This is a genomic window from Pseudomonas sp. HT11, assembly GCF_044875395.1.
Classification (GTDB): domain Bacteria; phylum Pseudomonadota; class Gammaproteobacteria; order Pseudomonadales; family Pseudomonadaceae; genus Aquipseudomonas.
The window spans coordinates 1-15,911 of the sequence record NZ_CP173217.1 but is presented as its reverse complement, the minus strand read 5'-3'; the positions used below and the strand labels follow the sequence as shown (position 1 = coordinate 15,911).

Here is a 15,911-nt window from a genome sequence, read left to right as displayed (position 1 = left end):
GAGATCAAAAATGTGGGAGCGGGCTTGCTCGCGAAGGCGGAGTGTCAGTCACTGAATGTGTAGCTGATAAACCGCCTTCGCGAGCAAGCCCGCTCCCACATTGGTGTTGCATCGAGCTTGAGTCAGTCGGGTATCAATACCAACGCGCCTCACCCGGCGGGCGTTTCTTGAAGCGCTTCATGCTCCACATGTACTGGCTCGGGTAGGCGCCGACATAGCGCTCCACCACCTTGCTCATCGCCGCGCAGGACGTGGCGGTGTCGGTGCTGTACATGTCTTCCGGCGCCGCTTCCAAAATCACTTTGTAACCCGAACCGTCCGGCAGCCGCAGCGCATGCAGGAACACGCCCACCGCTTTATGGCCCGCAAGCATGTTGGGTACAAACTTGCTGGTCAGCGCCTGGGTGGCGAAGAACGGCACAAAGATCCCGGCCGACTCAGCCGGCTCCGGGTCGGCGGGAATGCCCACCTGGCCGCCTTTGCGCACTTCCTTGATCACGCTGAGAATGCCTTCCTTGGTGGACGCCGCCACGCGGTTGCCCAATTGCACGCGCTGTTTTTGCAGCAGTTCATCCACCGCCTTGAGCTTGGGCGGGCGGTAGAAAATGATCGGTTTGCACTGGTTGCAATAAAAGTGATTGAGCACTTCCCAGTTGCCCAGGTGGCTGGTGATGCCCACCACGCCTTTGCCCGAAGCCAGGGCTTGGTGCAGCACTTCCAGGCCTTCGACTTCACGCACCAGGTCGATGGAGCGCTGGGCCGGCCAGATCCAGGCGCAGGCGCTTTCCGTCAGGGACTTGCCGATGTCCATCAAGCTCTGGCCGACCAGGCGCTCGCGGGCGGCGGGGTCCATGTCCGGGAAGCATTTGGAGAGGTTGATCCGCACTGTTTCGCGGGAGCGGTTGGGGGTTTTCCACATGATCCAGCCAATTGCCGTGCCGACGGCCTGAACAGCGCGCCATGGCAACAAGGCAAACAACCGAAGAGCGCCTACCAGCAAGGCGCCTTTAAACTTTTCCACAGGTCACTCCTGATCGTGTGTGGTGCGCAAAGCGGGCATTCTAACCGGCGTTGGCCAAGTCCGCGTAACGGTCGCAGTCTTGAGTGTGGTCCATGACCATTCCGCTGGCCTGCATGAAGGCGTAGCAAATGGTTGGCCCGACGAAGGTGAAACCGGCTTTTTTCAGGGCGCGGCTCATGGCTTCAGCCTCGGGCGTAATCGCCGGGACCTCACTGCGATCCTTGAAGTGATTGACCTTGGGCACGCCGCCGACGAACGACCAGAGCAAACCCACCGGGTCTTCCAGCGCCAGCCAGGCCGCGGCATTGCGGCGGGTGGCGTTGAGCTTGAGGCGATTGCGCACGATGCCAGGGTCGAGCATCAGCGCCTCGATCTCGGCCTCGCTGAGGCGCGCCAGACGCTGTGCATCAAAGCCGAACAGGACCTTTCGATAATGCTCGCGTTTGCGTAAAACGGTGATCCAGGACAGGCCCGCCTGGAACCCTTCGAGCAAAAGCAACTCGAACAGACCCTGCGCATCGCGCAGCGGCGTTCCCCACTCCTGATCGTGATAAGCCATGTACAGCGGATCTTCAGAACACCAAAAGCAGCGTGGCATAAGGCTCCAGGGGATGGTGGCGCGGCCGAATCGGGTATACTCCCGCTCTTTAAATCGCAGCCCAAGTAACAGGTGAATTTCGTGAGCCAGCCTACGCCAGCCGTGCGTACCTTCCAAGACTTGATCCTCGCCCTCCAGCAATACTGGGCCGAGCAAGGTTGTGTGGTACTTCAGCCCTACGATATGGAAGTAGGCGCCGGCACTTTCCACACCGCTACATTCCTGCGGGCCATTGGCCCGGAAACCTGGAACGCCGCTTATGTGCAGCCCAGTCGTCGCCCGACTGACGGCCGCTACGGCGAAAACCCGAACCGCCTGCAGCACTACTACCAGTTCCAGGTGGTACTCAAGCCCAACCCGGACAACTTCCAGGAGCTGTACCTGGGCTCGCTGAAACATGTCGGCCTGGACCCACTGGTGCACGACATCCGTTTCGTCGAAGACAACTGGGAATCGCCGACCCTGGGCGCCTGGGGCCTGGGCTGGGAAGTCTGGCTCAACGGCATGGAAGTGACGCAGTTCACTTACTTCCAGCAAGCGGGCGGCATCGAGTGCTACCCGGTGACCGGCGAGATCACTTACGGCCTCGAGCGCCTGGCCATGTACCTGCAAGGCGTGGACTCGGTCTACGACCTGGTGTGGGCTGACGGCCCGTTCGGCAAAGTCACCTATGGCGATGTGTTCCATCAGAACGAAGTGGAGCAGTCCACTTACAACTTCGAACACGCCAACGTCGACAAGCTGTTCGAGCTGTTCGACTTCTATGAAAGCGAAGCCAAGCGCCTGATCGAACTCGACCAGCCGCTGCCGTTGCCAAGCTATGAAATGGTGTTGAAGGCCTCCCATACCTTCAACCTGCTGGATGCCCGCCGTGCCATCTCGGTCACTGCGCGCCAGCAATACATCCTGCGTGTACGCACCCTGGCGCGTTCCGTCGCCCAAGCCTACTTGCTGGCTCGCGCCAAGCTGGGCTTCCCGATGGCAACCCCGGATCTGCGTGATGAAGTGTTGGCTAAGCTGGAGGCTGCACAATGAGTGCTCAAGATTTTTTGGTTGAACTGGGCACCGAAGAGCTGCCGCCCAAGGCACTCAACACCTTGGCCGACGCGTTCCTGGCCGGTATCGAAAAAGGCCTGCACACAGCCGGCCTGAAGTTCGCTGCGAAAAAAGTCTACGCCGCGCCACGTCGCCTGGCTGTGTTGCTGACCGCGCTGGAAACCCAGCAGCCGGACCGCAGCATCAACCTCGACGGCCCGCCGCGCCAAGCCGCTTTCGATGCAGAAGGCAACCCGACTCAAGCAGCCCTGGGTTTTGCCAAAAAGTGCGGCGTCGAGCTGAGTGAGATCGACCAGAGCGGCCCGAAACTGCGTTTCAGCCAGGTCATCACCGGCAAGCCGACGGCGAGCCTGTTGCCGACCATCGTTGAAGATTCCCTCAACGACCTGCCGATCCCCAAGCGCATGCGCTGGGGTGCTCGCAAAGAAGAATTCGTACGCCCAACCCAATGGCTGGTGATGCTGCTCGGTGACCAGGTCATCGACTGCACCATCCTCGCTCAAAAGGCGGGCCGTGATTCCCGTGGTCACCGCTTCCACCATCCAGAAGCCGTGCGCATCACTTCGCCCGCCAACTATGCCGCCGACCTGCGCGCCGCTTACGTGCTGGCCGATGCCAATGAGCGTCGCGAGCTGATCAGCAAGCGCACCGAAGAGCTGGCCCGCCTGCAGGAAGGCACCGCCATCGTGCCGCCAAGCCTGCTCGACGAAGTGACCGCGCTTGTTGAATGGCCAGTGCCGCTGGTGTGCTCGTTCGAAGAGCGTTTCCTCGATGTGCCGCAAGAAGCGCTGATCACCACCATGCAGGACAACCAGAAGTACTTCTGCCTGCTGGACGTGGATGGCAAGTTGCTGCCGCGCTTTATCACTGTGGCCAACATCGAAAGCAAGGACCCGCAGCAGATCATCGCCGGTAACGAAAAAGTCGTGCGCCCGCGCCTGACCGACGCCGAGTTCTTCTTCAAGCAAGACAAGAAGCAGAAGCTCGAAGACTTCAACCTGCGCCTGCAAAACGTGGTGTTCCAGGAAAAACTTGGCAGCGTCTACGACAAAGCCGTGCGCGTTTCCAAGCTGGCGGCCTACATTGCGCCACGCATTGGTGGCGATGCCGCCTGGGCTGCCCGCGCTGGCTTGCTGTCCAAGTGCGACCTGGCCACCGAAATGGTCGGCGAGTTCCCGGAGATGCAAGGCGTTGCCGGTTACTACTACGCCCTCAACGACGGCGAGCCGGACGATGTAGCCCTGGCGCTGAACGAGCAGTACATGCCGCGCGGTGCCGGTGCTGAGCTGCCAACCACCCTGACCGGTGCGGCCGTGGCCACCGCCGACAAGCTGGACACCTTGGTGGGTATCTTCGGTATCGGCATGTTGCCCACCGGCAGCAAAGACCCGTACGCCCTGCGCCGTGCTGCCTTGGGCGTGCTGCGTATCCTGATCGACAAAAAGCTCGACCTCGACCTGACCCAGGCCGTGGTGTTTGCGGTCGGCCAGTTCGGTGGCAAGGTCAAGCAAGCCGGTTTGGCCGAGCAAGTGCTGGAGTTCGTATTCGACCGCCTGCGTGCGCGTTACGAAGACGAAGGCGTGGATGTTTCGGTGTACCTGTCGGTCCGTGCCCTGCAACCCGGCTCGGCACTGGACTTCGATCAGCGTGTGCAGGCCGTACAGGCTTTCCGCAAGCTGCCGGAAGCCGATGCACTGGCTGCCGTGAACAAGCGCGTGTCGAACCTGCTGAGCAAGGCCGACAACCTCGGCAATACCGAAGTCGACCCGTCCCTGTTTGCCGATGCCAAGGAGTTCTCGCTGAACTCGGCCATCGCCAAGGCCGAAAACGCAGTGAAGCCGCTGCTCGCTGAACGTAACTACGCCGAAGCTCTGGCGCGCCTGGCCACCTTGCGTGAGCCGGTGGATGCGTTCTTCGAAGCCGTGATGATCAATGCCGACGATGCCGGCGTGCGGAAAAACCGCTACGCCATGCTGGCGCGTCTGCGGGGTTTGTTCATCAACATCGCTGACATTTCCGTACTGGGCTGATCATGTTGAAACTGCTGATTCTCGATCGGGACGGAGTGATCAATTACGACTCCGACGCTTACATCAAGTCGGTGGCGGAATGGATTCCACTGCCCGGCTCGATCGAGGCCATCGCGCAGTTGAGCAAAGCCGGCTGGACGGTGGCCATCGCCACCAACCAGTCCGGCATCGCCCGTGGTTATTACGACATCGCCACCCTGGACGCCATGCACGCGCGCTTGCGCACGTTGGTGGCCGAGCAGGGCGGTGAGGTGGGACTGGTGGTGTACTGCCCTCACGGGCCGGATGAGGGCTGCGATTGCCGCAAACCCAAGCCTGGCATGTTGAAAACCATTGCAGAACATTACAAGGTGCCCTTGGCTGGGCTATGGTTCGTCGGGGACAGCCTCGGTGACCTGGAGGCGGCCAAAGCCGTCGACTCTCAGCCAGTTTTGGTTAAGACCGGGAAAGGCGAAAAGACCCAGGCGAAAGACCTGCCGGTAGGCACTTTGATTTTTGACGATCTGGCGGCGGTTGCCGCAGAACTTATCAACAACTAGCCGCCCTCGACTTCCTGACCAAGGACTGTTCGGGAGTGCGCTTTTAACAGGCGGGCCGTGTCCCGCAACGGTAAATGCCGCCATGTCGATCTTGCAGGCCATCAGAACCTTTTTCTTTTACCTGCTGCTGGGCACCAGTTCGTTTCTCTGGTGCACCCTGAGCTTTTTTATTGCGCCGTTCCTGCCGTTCAAGGCGCGCTATCGCTTTATCAACGTTTATTGGTGCCGCTGCGCGTTGTGGCTGACCAAGGTGTTCCTGAACATCCGTTTCGAAGTGAAGGGCGCTGAAAACGTCCCGGAGCAGCCCTGCGTGATTCTGTCGAACCACCAGAGCACCTGGGAAACGTTCTTCCTCTCTGCGTACTTTTCGCCGTTGAGCCAGGTGCTCAAGCGCGAGCTGCTGTATGTGCCGTTCTTTGGCTGGGCCATGGCCATGTTGCGCCCGATCGCCATTGATCGTGACAACCCCAAGGCGGCGCTCAAGCACGTCGCCAAAAAAGGCGATGAGTTGCTCAAGGATGGCGTTTGGGTACTGATCTTTCCGGAAGGTACGCGTGTGCCTTACGGCACCGTAGGCAAATTCTCGCGGGGCGGCACCGCTTTGGCGGTGAATGCCAACCTGCCGGTATTGCCGATTGCGCATAACGCCGGCAAGTTCTGGCCGAAGACCGGTTGGGCCAAACGCGCAGGCACCATCACGGTAGTGATTGGCGAGCCGATGTACGCAGAAGGCGAAGGGCCACGTGCGATTGCAGCATTGAATGACCGCGCTGCAGCGTGGAATGAAGCGCAGCAACGGGCCATGGGTTCATTGCCTCCCGAGCCTGTGGTGGTAGAGACGCCGGCGATTTGAGCTTCTGTGGATAACCTGTGTACGGTTTGTTGGCGAATCGCCGTTTTTGGTTCGTAAGAAGCTGATTTACTTACATATTTCTCAAGCTAATAAAATCGCGAAAAACGTGCATAAGTTTTTTGCGCATTAAAAAACCGGTCTTTTTGACCGGTTTTTTATGCACAGCAGAAAACCAGGGTTTTCACGTATCGAGCAGGGGCAGTTTCAGGCTGAAGGTCGAGCCCTTGCCTAACTCGCTCTCGCACAGAATACGGCCGCCATGGCGCTCAATCACGGCTTTGACCATGGTCAGCCCCAAACCCAAACCCTCACTGCCCTGGGCTGAATCGAAGCGTCGGTACTGGCTGAACAGCTCCGGCAAATCCCCAGGCGCGATGCCCAGTCCCTGATCGCTGATGCGACATTCCAACCAACCTTGCGCGCTGCCGTGGCTCAGCGTGACGGTGGTGCCTGACGGGGAGTACTTGATGGCGTTTTCCAGCACGTTGAACAGCGCCCGGGTCAGCAATGATTGATCGGCTGACACCATGCCCTCATCCGCCTCATCCAAGTCGTGTACCAAGTGAATGCCCTTGAGCTGCGCGATCACTGCCACCTGGTCAAAGGCATCCATGACCAGCATGGCAAATAGCGTTGGCTGGAAGTGGTAGCCGTCGGCTTCGGCTTTGGCCAACTGCACGAAGGATTCGGTGAGGCTCAATGCGCGTTTCACCTGTTGTTCGATCTGGGCAAATATCGGTGAATCGCCGTTGTGCACATCCAGCAACGCCAGGATCGCCGAGTGCGGCGCACGCAGGTCATGGGACAGGAAGCGCAACATCGTCTCGCGGTGTTGTTGGGCTTCACGCTCCTTGCTCAAGTCGGTAAGGCTCAGCAGCCAGCCAAGGGCGACATCACCTTCGGCCGGCAGCAAGGGTGCCAGCTCCATGCGCAGGCTGCGCTGGTGGATATCACGGAACTCGATAAGCTGCAGCGCCGACAGGGCAGGGCGAACGCCGTTGTGCAGCGGCGGGTAGCCGAGGTCGGCGAGTTGCTCCAATAGATTTGTGGCCACCAGATCGTTGCCGAACACCTCACGGGCGACGCGGTTGGCCAGCAGGATGCTGCCGTGGGGATCGGTAATCAGAGTCGCCACCGGCAGGCACTCCAACCCGTCCGCCATAAAGCGCCGCGTGTCGCGCGTGCGGCTTACCGCCTGCTCAAGCGCAAAGATCCGCCCCTGCAACACGTCACCTTTGCTGGCGGGCGCACGGCGGCGCTCGGGCAGCACTTTGGGTTCGTTATCCAGGCGTGCCAGTTCCCAGCCGAAGTAAGCAAGGATCACGCTCAGGCGGCGCCAATTCCAGATCAGGTAGCTGAGCAGCAACCCGATCAGACACGCTGCAGGTGACCACCAATGCCCCAGGCGCAGCAGGGCCCATGAGCCGAGCAGTGCGGTGACCATGCAAGCCAGGGTCATCCACAGCGCATAGCGCGGCCGATACAACAGCAGCCCCAGCAGCAACGCCACTAGCGATGCGGCCATCAATGCGGCAAGCCAGCCTGGAAGATCGACGATGCTGCGCCCCAGCAGCAATCCATTGAGGATGTTGGCCTGGATCTCCACTCCGGCCGTGGAGCCCACTGTGGAGGAGAGGGGCGTGACAAAGCGATCACCCATTCCATAGGCCGTGGCACCGACCAATATCAACCGGCCACGCAACACGTCGGGCGGTACCTCGCCCTGTAATACGCTGACGTAGGACACGCTGGGAAAGTGGCCCTGCGCGGTGTAAGGAACACGAACAGCGTGTTCACGATGCCAATGCTGACCGTCAGGTTCCTTGGCGAGCCCCGGCATGGGTGAGGTTTGCCCACTCAACCCATAGGCAAGCCATGCCAGCTGCGCAAGCGTGTTGCCGGGCGGGCCCTCGCGCATATACAGGCTGCGTACCACACCATCGTTATCGGCTTCGACATTGATCTGGCCCATGCCTTTGGCGCATTTGAGCAGTGGCAACAGTTGCTCATCCGCCGCGTCGGAACTCGCCGTGGGCAACAACACATTGCCGGCCCTGCACACCGCGTCGGCCAGTCGTTGGTCATCCGCCGCATCGCCGGGCTCGCTGAAGATCACATCAAACAATATGCCTGCCGGTCGAGCGGTACTCAGCCGGTCAATCAGGTCAGCATGCACGCTGCGCGGCCAGGGCCACTGGCCCAGCTTTTTCAGGCTCTGGTCATCAATGGTCACCAGCAGGATCCGTGGGTCGACCGGCAATGGGGTCAGGCGACGAAGGCTGTCGTACAGCGGGTTATTGAGGGCCAGGCCTGGGCTCAAGGACAGGTAAACAGTGAAGGGCAGCAGAACCAGGCCAATCAATAGCCATTCGCGTATCAAACCGTGGAACAGCAGTTGGGCTCGAGTGAGTTGGCGTTTTTCTGATTTGCGCCACAGCATCACCGAGCCACCGTCGCAGGCGTGTAGAGGTGTCGAGAGTGGATAGTTGAACGCGCCATATGCCCCGGCCTCTCCCTTTTCGATATGAGCGGTGTACTGAACCCAGTGAAGCTCATATCGGTCTCACTGTTAGACTTTCCTGAGCGATTCATGCTGAACCTTTTCCTTACGGGCAGGAGTGGGTATCTTTCCTCCAAGGTATCGAGGTCTTCCAACGGATTAAAGGCTCTTTGATATCAGCGTATCGATAGATTCATGGTCCGCTGAATCTGACCACAATTATTCAGATTCGATGGCCGGCATTTGCGCCGTTTTTTTAGTAGAAGGGACCCACCCATGCGTGTCGCAATACTGGATGACGAGCCCGCTGAGTTGCGCCGGGTTGAGCAGACACTGCGACAGATTCCCAGCACCGCGGAACAGCCGTGGTCCGTGCATTGCTTCGAGCGTGGTGAAGACCTGCTACGCCAGCTGCGCCGGGAAACCTTTGACTTGCTGATACTCGACTGGCAGCTGCCCGACATCACGGGTATCGCGCTGCTGCGCTGGACCCGCGAGCACATGGAGTCACCGCCCGCCGTGATCATGCTCACCAGTCGGGACGCCGAGAGCGACATCGTCACGGCGCTGAACAGTGGGGCGGATGATTACGTCAGCAAACCCTTCCGGCCCAATGAACTGAAAGCCCGGATCACGGCCGTGCTGCGTCGCCATGGTCTGCAAAAATCGACGGCCCATGAAGTGCAGAGCTTCAACGATCTGACCTTTGACGATGCTGAGCTGACCGTCACTCGTGCGGGCAAACCTATCAACCTGACTGAGCGTGAATACCGCTTGGCCAGTTGCTTGTTCGCCAATCTGGCGCGTCCGTTGTCTCGTGAATATCTGTATGAACGGTTCTGGTCTCATGAGGAGATGGTCTCCTCGCGCCCGCTGGACACGCATATCTATCGCCTGCGCAACAAGCTGGGGCTGACCGCCGACCGTGGCTGGCAACTGCTGACAATCTACGGATACGGTTATCGGTTGGAGAGTGTGGCGGCGGTAAACCCGGGCCAATAAGCTCGATGTTCCACGTGGAGCATTAGAAAAACTGCTTTTTCAGACCCAATAAAAAAGGCCAACGCTGAGCGTTGGCCTTTTTTATTTTAGCAGGCTGACCTGATCAGAAGTCTAGGTTGGACACTGCCAAGGCATTGCTTTCGATGAAGTCACGGCGAGGTTCGACCGCATCACCCATCAGGGTGTTGAAGATCTGGTCTGCGCCAATGGCGTCTTCGATGGTCACGCGCAACATACGACGCTGAGCTGGGTCCATGGTGGTTTCCCACAGCTGATCCGGGTTCATTTCGCCCAGACCTTTGTATCGCTGAATGGTGTGACGCTTGGTGCTTTCTGCCATCAGCCAATCAAGGGCTTCTTTGAATTCCTTGACTTGCTTCTTGCGTTCGCCGCGCTGAATGTAAGCACCGTCGTCCAGCAGGGTGCTCAATTGCGCGCCGAGGGTAACGACGGTTTTGTAGTCGTTACTGCCGAAAAAGTCGCGGTTGAAGGTGACGTAGTTCGACAGTCCGTGGGAGATCAGTTCGACCTCCGGCAGCCACACGTTACGCTCACGGTCTTCACGCAGGCTGGCTTTGTACACCAGGCCAGACTTCTCGACGGTACGCAGGCGCACTTCGTACTGGGCCAGCCAATCCTGCATCGCAGCGTGATCGCCCAACTGCTCCAGGCTGACGGCCGGCAGGTAGATGAAGTGCTCGGTCAGCTCCTGAGGGTACAGGCGCGACAGACGCTTGAGAGTCTTCATGACCATGCGGAAATCGTTAACCAGACGCTCCAGCGACTCACCAGAGATACCCGGAGCTTCGTCGTTCAAGTGCAGGCTGGCATCTTCCAGGGCCGACTGCGTCATGTACTCTTCCATGGCGTCGTCGTCTTTGATGTATTGCTCTTGCTTGCCTTTTTTCACTTTGTACAACGGCGGCTGAGCGATGTAGATATAGCCACGCTCAATCAGCTCCGGCAACTGACGGAAGAAGAAGGTCAGCAGCAGGGTACGGATGTGCGAACCGTCGACGTCAGCATCGGTCATGATGATGATGTTGTGGTAGCGCAGCTTGTCGATGTTGTACTCGTCGCGGCCAATACCGCAGCCCAGGGCTGTGATCAACGTGCCGACTTCCTGAGAGGAAATCATCTTGTCGAAGCGGGCTTTCTCAACGTTGAGGATCTTACCCTTCAACGGCAGGATCGCCTGGGTGCGACGGTTACGACCCTGCTTGGCGGAACCGCCAGCAGAGTCACCTTCCACCAGGTACAGCTCGGAGAGGGCAGGGTCCTTCTCCTGGCAGTCTGCCAATTTGCCCGGCAGGCCGGCGATATCCAGCGCGCCTTTACGACGGGTCATCTCACGGGCTTTACGCGCCGCTTCACGCGCACGTGCAGCGTCGATCATCTTGCCGACAACCAGCTTGGCTTCGTTCGGGTTCTCCAGCAGGAAGTCGGAGAAGTATTTGCCCATCTCCTGTTCCACAGCGGTCTTCACTTCGGAAGACACCAGCTTGTCTTTAGTCTGGGAGCTGAACTTGGGATCTGGCACTTTCACCGAGATAATCGCAGTCAGGCCTTCACGTGCGTCGTCACCGGTGGTGGCGACTTTGTGCTTCTTGGCCAAGCCTTCGGCTTCGATGTAGGTGTTCAGGTTACGCGTCAACGCCGAACGGAAACCCACCAAGTGAGTGCCGCCATCACGCTGAGGAATGTTGTTGGTGAAGCACAACAGGTTCTCGTTGAAGCTGTCGTTCCACTGCAGGGCGATTTCTACGCCGATGCCATCTTCACGCTGGATGTTGAAGTGGAACACCTGGTTGACCGCAGTCTTGTTGGTGTTCAGGTATTCAACAAACGCACGCAGACCGCCTTCGTACTTGAACAGCTCTTCCTTGCCGCTGCGCTCGTCCTTGAGAACGATGCCCACACCGGAGTTGAGGAAGGACAGTTCACGAATACGCTTGGCCAGGATGTCCCAGCTGAAGTGGATATTCTTGAAGGTTTCAGCCGATGGCTTGAAGTGGATCTGCGTACCAGTGGATTCGCTGTCACCGACGATTTTCATCGGCTCTTGTGGCACGCCGTGCACGTAAGTCTGTTCCCAGATCTTGCCGCTACGGCGAACGGTCAGAATCAGCTCTTCCGACAAAGCGTTCACTACCGACACACCTACACCGTGCAAACCGCCGGAGACTTTATAGGAGTTGTCGTCGAACTTACCGCCGGCGTGGAGCACGGTCATGATGACCTCTGCCGCCGAAACGCCTTCCTCTTTGTGCACGTCTACCGGAATGCCGCGACCGTTGTCGCGCACGGTGATGGACTCATCCGGGTGGATGATGATGCTGATGTCGTCGCAGTGACCGGCCAACGCTTCGTCGATGGAGTTGTCGACCACCTCGAAGACCATGTGGTGCAGACCGCTACCATCATCGGTGTCGCCAATGTACATACCGGGACGTTTGCGTACGGCATCCAAACCTTTCAGCACTTTAATGCTGGTCGAGTCGTACGTGTTTTCTTCGCTCATGCCTTCACTCCCGATGGTCGTGGGTCTGGGTGATACGGCCTTGTTCCACGTGGAACAAAGCGACTGGCGTTTCCGTCTGCCAGCCTTCCCTCAATAATTCGTGGTCTACACAGGTAATGAATACCTGGCAGCGTAAGTCTTCCAACAAGCGGCATAACGCGCGGCGGTGTTGCTCGTCGAGTTCGGACGGCAAGTCATCCACCAGATAAATACACTGACCGCGTCGAGCTTGGCTAACCAAATGCCCCTGGGCGATACGCAGTGCGCACACCACCAACTTCTGCTGACCGCGGGACAAGATATCCGCGGCATTATGTGCGCCTAATCTAAGACGCAGATCAGCCCGTTGGGGGCCTGCCTGGGTATGGCCAATTTGCTGATCCCGTTGCAGGGACGTGGCGAGCACTGCGCTCAGCTCACGCTCTTTATCCCAACCACGGTAGTAGCTTAGCGTCAGCCCCTCGAGATCCAACAACTCACTCAAGGTCTGCTCAAAGACTGGTTTCAAGGCTTTGATATAGGCGCGGCGGTATTCATCTATTTCGTCGCTGGCCAGGCACAGTTCCCGGTCCCAGGCTGCTTGCGAAGCGGCGTCAAGTGTACCATGCCGCAGCCATGAGTTCCGCTGCCGCAGGGCCTTCTGCAGGCGCTGCCAAGTGGCCATGAAACGCGGTTCCACGTGGAACACTCCCCAATCGAGGAATTGCCTGCGGATCTTCGGTGCACCTTCCAACAGGCGGAAGCTGTCGGGGTTGATCAACTGCAGAGGCAGAATTTCCGCCAACTGGGCAGCGCTGCGAGCATTTTGCCCGTCAATGCGAATTTGAAATTCCCCGCCGCGATCACGAGATATTCCCAGGCTGCTGTGTCCGCCTTCAGCCAATTCAACTTGGCCAAATACAGTGCATGCCAACTGCTCGTATTGAATCACCGGCAAAAGACGTGCACTGCGAAAAGAACGGGCGAGCCCCAGCAAATGAATGGCTTCCAGCACGCTGGTTTTGCCACTGCCGTTGGCGCCGTGGAGGATATTGATGCGGGGGGAGGGGGAGAAGGTCACCGGGTGCAGATTGCGCACCGCGGTGACCGAGACGCGACTGAGGGACATCTAGCTTCTGCTGAGCATGATTACAGGCGCATCGGCATAACTACGTAAGCCGAGTCGTCGTTATCAGATTCTTGCACCAGGGCGCTGCTGTTGGAGTCAGACAGAATCAGGCGAACCTGTTCGGTGGTCATCACGCCCAGCACGTCCAATAAATAGCTGACGTTGAAGCCGATCTCCAGCGAGCCGCCGTTGTAGTCAACGCCTACTTCTTCTTCCGCTTCTTCCTGCTCAGGGTTATTCGCCTGAATTTTCAACTGACCATTGGCCAGTTGCAGACGGATACCGCGGTACTTCTCGTTCGACAGAATTGCGGTACGGCTGAACGCTTCGCGCAAGGCCTGACGATCGCCGATCACCAGCTTGTCGCCGCCTTTAGGCAGCACGCGCTCGTAATCCGGGAACTTGCCGTCGACCAACTTGGACGTGAAGGTGAATTCACTGGTAGTGGCGCGAATGTGGTGCTGGCCCAGAACGATGCTGACGTTGCCGTCCGGCTCGGTGAGCAGACGCGCCAACTCCAGGATACCTTTACGCGGGACAATCACTTGGTGACGATCTGGCTGACCAATATCGGCACGCATGGAGCACATCGCCAACCGGTGACCGTCGGTGGCCACGGCGCGGATGATGCCTTCAGAGACTTCCAGCAACATACCGTTGAGGTAGTAGCGAACATCCTGCTGGGCCATGGCGAAGCTGGTGCGCTCGATCAAACGGCGCAGTTTGCTTTGTTCCAGGCTGCAGGTCAGCGAGCCAGGGCCTTCTTCGACGGTCGGGAAGTCATTGGCTGGCAAGGTGGACAGCGTAAAACGACTGCGGCCGGCCTTGACCACCAACTTCTGCTCATCGACTTTAATGTCGATCAGCGCTTCGTTTGGCAAGCTTTTGCAGATATCCATCAGCTTGCGCGCAGGTACGGTGATCTCGCCCGGCTCAGCAGGCTCTTCCAGCTGCACGCGGCCAACCAGCTCGACCTCAAGGTCGGTACCGGTCAAGGACAATTGCTGGCCTTCGACAACCAGCAATACGTTTGAGAGCACCGGCAAGGTCTGTCGGCGCTCGACGACGCCTGCGACCAGTTGCAGGGGTTTCAACAGGGCTTCGCGTTGAATGGTGAAATGCATGGTCTAGTCCCTTGCCTTAATAAGCTGCGCTGGTGTCATCACGTAGTCAGTGTACGCAGCAGGTTCTTGTAGTCCTCGCGAATATCCGCGTCGGATTCCTTAAGTTCGTTGATCTTGCGGCACGCGTGCAAGACCGTGGTGTGGTCGCGACCGCCAAACACATCACCGATTTCCGGCAGGCTGTGGTTGGTCAGCTCTTTGGAGAGCGCCATCGCCACCTGACGCGGACGTGCCACCGAGCGCGAACGGCGCTTGGACAACAGGTCGGAAATCTTGATTTTGTAGTACTCAGCTACGGTGCGCTGAATGTTATCCACACTCACCAGCTTGTCTTGCAGGGCCAGCAAATCTTTCAGGGATTCACGGATCAACTCGATGGTGATATCGCGGCCCATGAAGTGCGAGTGAGCAATGACTCGCTTGAGCGCGCCTTCGAGCTCACGCACGTTGGAGCGAATGCGTTGAGCAATAAAGAAGGCCGCATCGTGTGGCAGATCGACTTTCGCCTGGTCGGCCTTTTTCATCAGGATCGCGACGCGGGTTTCCAACTCCGGCGGTTCTACCGCAACGGTCAGGCCCCAGCCGAAGCGTGACTTCAAACGTTCTTCCAGGCCTTCGATTTCCTTCGGGTAACGGTCGCTGGTCAAGATGACCTGCTGGCCACCCTCGAGCAGGGCGTTGAAGGTGTGAAAAAACTCTTCCTGAGAACGTTCCTTGCGGGCAAAAAATTGAATGTCATCGATCAGCAACGCATCAACCGAGCGGTAGAACCGCTTGAACTCGTTGATTGCATTGAGCTGCAAGGCCTTGACCATGTCAGCGACGAAGCGCTCCGAGTGCAGGTACACGACCTTGGCATTCGGGTTCTTCTTTAATAGATGGTTACCCACAGCGTGCATCAAGTGCGTCTTACCCAAGCCGACGCCACCATAAAGGAAGAGCGGGTTGTAACCATGCTTGGGGTTGTCGGCTACCTGCCAGGCGGCCGCGCGGGCCAGCTGGTTGGATTTACCTTCGACGAAGTTTTCAAAGGTGAACGTACGGTTCAGGTAGCTGGTGTGCTTGAGCGCACCTTCTACCTGCACGGTGCGCTGTTCGGCGCGCACCGGTGCTTGCTGCGAGCTGGCGCCGGCCATCGGGTCGAAGCTGTCACGGGACGGCTCTTCATTTATAGGCGCGTTTTTCTGCGCCGATGATTTCGAAGGCGTCTGGGCAACGGGTGCTGGCGAGTTATTAACAGGCGCGGCTGCGGCCTGAGCCTGCGAGGCGCTCGCTGCCAACGGTGCATTCGGCGCGGCACGCGGTGCAGAGCTACGTTTGCTGCCTATTAATAGGGAGAGTACGGGCGCCAGGCCATTGCCGTGCTCATCGAGCAATTCGAGAACGCGGCTCAGGTACTTCTCATTAACCCAATCGAGAACAAAACGATTCGGCGCGTAGACACGCAACTCGTCGCCTTCGGCTTCGACCTGTAGCGGACGGATCCAGGTGTTGAATTGCTGGGCAGGCAGCTCTTCGCGCAAAAGCTCCACGCACTGCTGCCAAAGTTCCACTGACAC

General features: G+C 58.6%; 12 protein-coding genes. 5 read left to right on the top strand and 7 right to left on the bottom strand.

The window, feature by feature from the left end; translation table 11 throughout:
* Positions 1-133: 133 nt before the first annotated feature.
* Both ABWL43_RS00060 and ABWL43_RS00055 read right to left on the bottom strand, forming a co-directional pair.
* Complete coding sequence (locus ABWL43_RS00060) at positions 134-1,021, bottom strand: lysophospholipid acyltransferase (RefSeq protein WP_242200567.1); 888 nt, start codon at positions 1,019-1,021, stop codon at positions 134-136.
* Between the two features lie 40 nt (positions 1,022-1,061).
* Entirely contained in the window at positions 1,062-1,619 is a 558-nt protein-coding gene (locus ABWL43_RS00055) for a DNA-3-methyladenine glycosylase I (protein ID WP_262206830.1), read from the bottom strand.
* An 81-nt stretch (positions 1,620-1,700) separates the two neighbouring features.
* On the opposite strand from ABWL43_RS00055, the gene glyQ reads away from it, so the two are divergent.
* From glyQ to ABWL43_RS00035, 4 genes are all read left to right on the top strand, one after another.
* Positions 1,701-2,654, top strand: a complete 954-nt coding sequence (gene glyQ, locus ABWL43_RS00050; protein WP_003187265.1) for a glycine--tRNA ligase subunit alpha — start codon at positions 1,701-1,703, stop codon at positions 2,652-2,654.
* Positions 2,651-4,705 carry a glycine--tRNA ligase subunit beta gene (gene glyS, locus ABWL43_RS00045; protein WP_404486109.1) on the top strand — a complete coding sequence of 685 codons (2,055 nt, stop codon included), beginning with the start codon at positions 2,651-2,653 and terminating at the stop codon, positions 4,703-4,705. The genes glyQ and glyS overlap by 4 nt, the downstream gene beginning before the upstream one ends.
* On the top strand, positions 4,705-5,244 hold the full coding sequence (gmhB, locus tag ABWL43_RS00040; RefSeq protein ID WP_177410061.1) for a D-glycero-beta-D-manno-heptose 1,7-bisphosphate 7-phosphatase: 540 nt from the start codon (positions 4,705-4,707) through the stop codon (positions 5,242-5,244). The genes glyS and gmhB overlap by 1 nt, the downstream gene beginning before the upstream one ends.
* A gap of 82 nt (positions 5,245-5,326) precedes the next feature.
* Positions 5,327-6,097, top strand: coding sequence for a 1-acyl-sn-glycerol-3-phosphate acyltransferase (locus tag ABWL43_RS00035; RefSeq protein WP_106575978.1), 771 nt, complete (start codon positions 5,327-5,329; stop codon positions 6,095-6,097).
* A 181-nt stretch (positions 6,098-6,278) separates the two neighbouring features.
* Here the strand turns inward: ABWL43_RS00035 and ABWL43_RS00030 are convergent, their stop codons facing one another.
* Positions 6,279-8,540: a CHASE2 domain-containing protein gene (locus tag ABWL43_RS00030; RefSeq protein WP_404486107.1), complete on the bottom strand. Its 2,262-nt coding sequence runs from the start codon at positions 8,538-8,540 to the stop codon at positions 6,279-6,281.
* Between the two features lie 333 nt (positions 8,541-8,873).
* On the opposite strand from ABWL43_RS00030, the gene ABWL43_RS00025 reads away from it, so the two are divergent.
* Positions 8,874-9,599, top strand: a complete 726-nt coding sequence (locus ABWL43_RS00025; protein WP_242200576.1) for a response regulator transcription factor — start codon at positions 8,874-8,876, stop codon at positions 9,597-9,599.
* A gap of 103 nt (positions 9,600-9,702) precedes the next feature.
* On the opposite strand, the gene gyrB is transcribed toward ABWL43_RS00025, so the two are convergent.
* Genes gyrB through dnaA form a run of 4 tightly spaced genes read right to left on the bottom strand, consistent with a single transcriptional unit; the run spans position 9,703 to position 15,911 of the window.
* On the bottom strand, positions 9,703-12,120 hold the full coding sequence (gene gyrB, locus ABWL43_RS00020) for a DNA topoisomerase (ATP-hydrolyzing) subunit B (protein WP_145158421.1): 2,418 nt from the start codon (positions 12,118-12,120) through the stop codon (positions 9,703-9,705).
* 4 nt (positions 12,121-12,124) lie between these two features.
* Positions 12,125-13,228, bottom strand: coding sequence for a DNA replication/repair protein RecF (recF, locus tag ABWL43_RS00015; protein ID WP_010565854.1), 1,104 nt, complete (start codon positions 13,226-13,228; stop codon positions 12,125-12,127).
* Between the two features lie 20 nt (positions 13,229-13,248).
* Positions 13,249-14,352: a DNA polymerase III subunit beta gene (dnaN, locus tag ABWL43_RS00010; RefSeq protein ID WP_083355987.1), complete on the bottom strand. Its 1,104-nt coding sequence runs from the start codon at positions 14,350-14,352 to the stop codon at positions 13,249-13,251.
* Between the two features lie 38 nt (positions 14,353-14,390).
* Entirely contained in the window at positions 14,391-15,911 is a 1,521-nt protein-coding gene (dnaA, locus tag ABWL43_RS00005) for a chromosomal replication initiator protein DnaA (RefSeq protein ID WP_119741254.1), read from the bottom strand.

What these genes read in the sequence shown, in the direction of transcription:
- ABWL43_RS00025 (WP_242200576.1), top strand. Translation starts at nt 8,874, where the DNA reads ATGCGTGTCGCAATACTGGATGACGAGCCCGCTGAGTTGCGCCGGGTT.
- dnaN (WP_083355987.1), bottom strand. Translation starts at nt 14,352, where the DNA reads ATGCATTTCACCATTCAACGCGAAGCCCTGTTGAAACCCCTGCAACTG.
- ABWL43_RS00055 (WP_262206830.1), bottom strand. Translation starts at nt 1,619, where the DNA reads ATGCCACGCTGCTTTTGGTGTTCTGAAGATCCGCTGTACATGGCTTAT.
- glyS (WP_404486109.1), top strand. Translation starts at nt 2,651, where the DNA reads ATGAGTGCTCAAGATTTTTTGGTTGAACTGGGCACCGAAGAGCTGCCG.
- gyrB (WP_145158421.1), bottom strand. Translation starts at nt 12,120, where the DNA reads ATGAGCGAAGAAAACACGTACGACTCGACCAGCATTAAAGTGCTGAAA.
- recF (WP_010565854.1), bottom strand. Translation starts at nt 13,228, where the DNA reads ATGTCCCTCAGTCGCGTCTCGGTCACCGCGGTGCGCAATCTGCACCCG.
- ABWL43_RS00035 (WP_106575978.1), top strand. Translation starts at nt 5,327, where the DNA reads ATGTCGATCTTGCAGGCCATCAGAACCTTTTTCTTTTACCTGCTGCTG.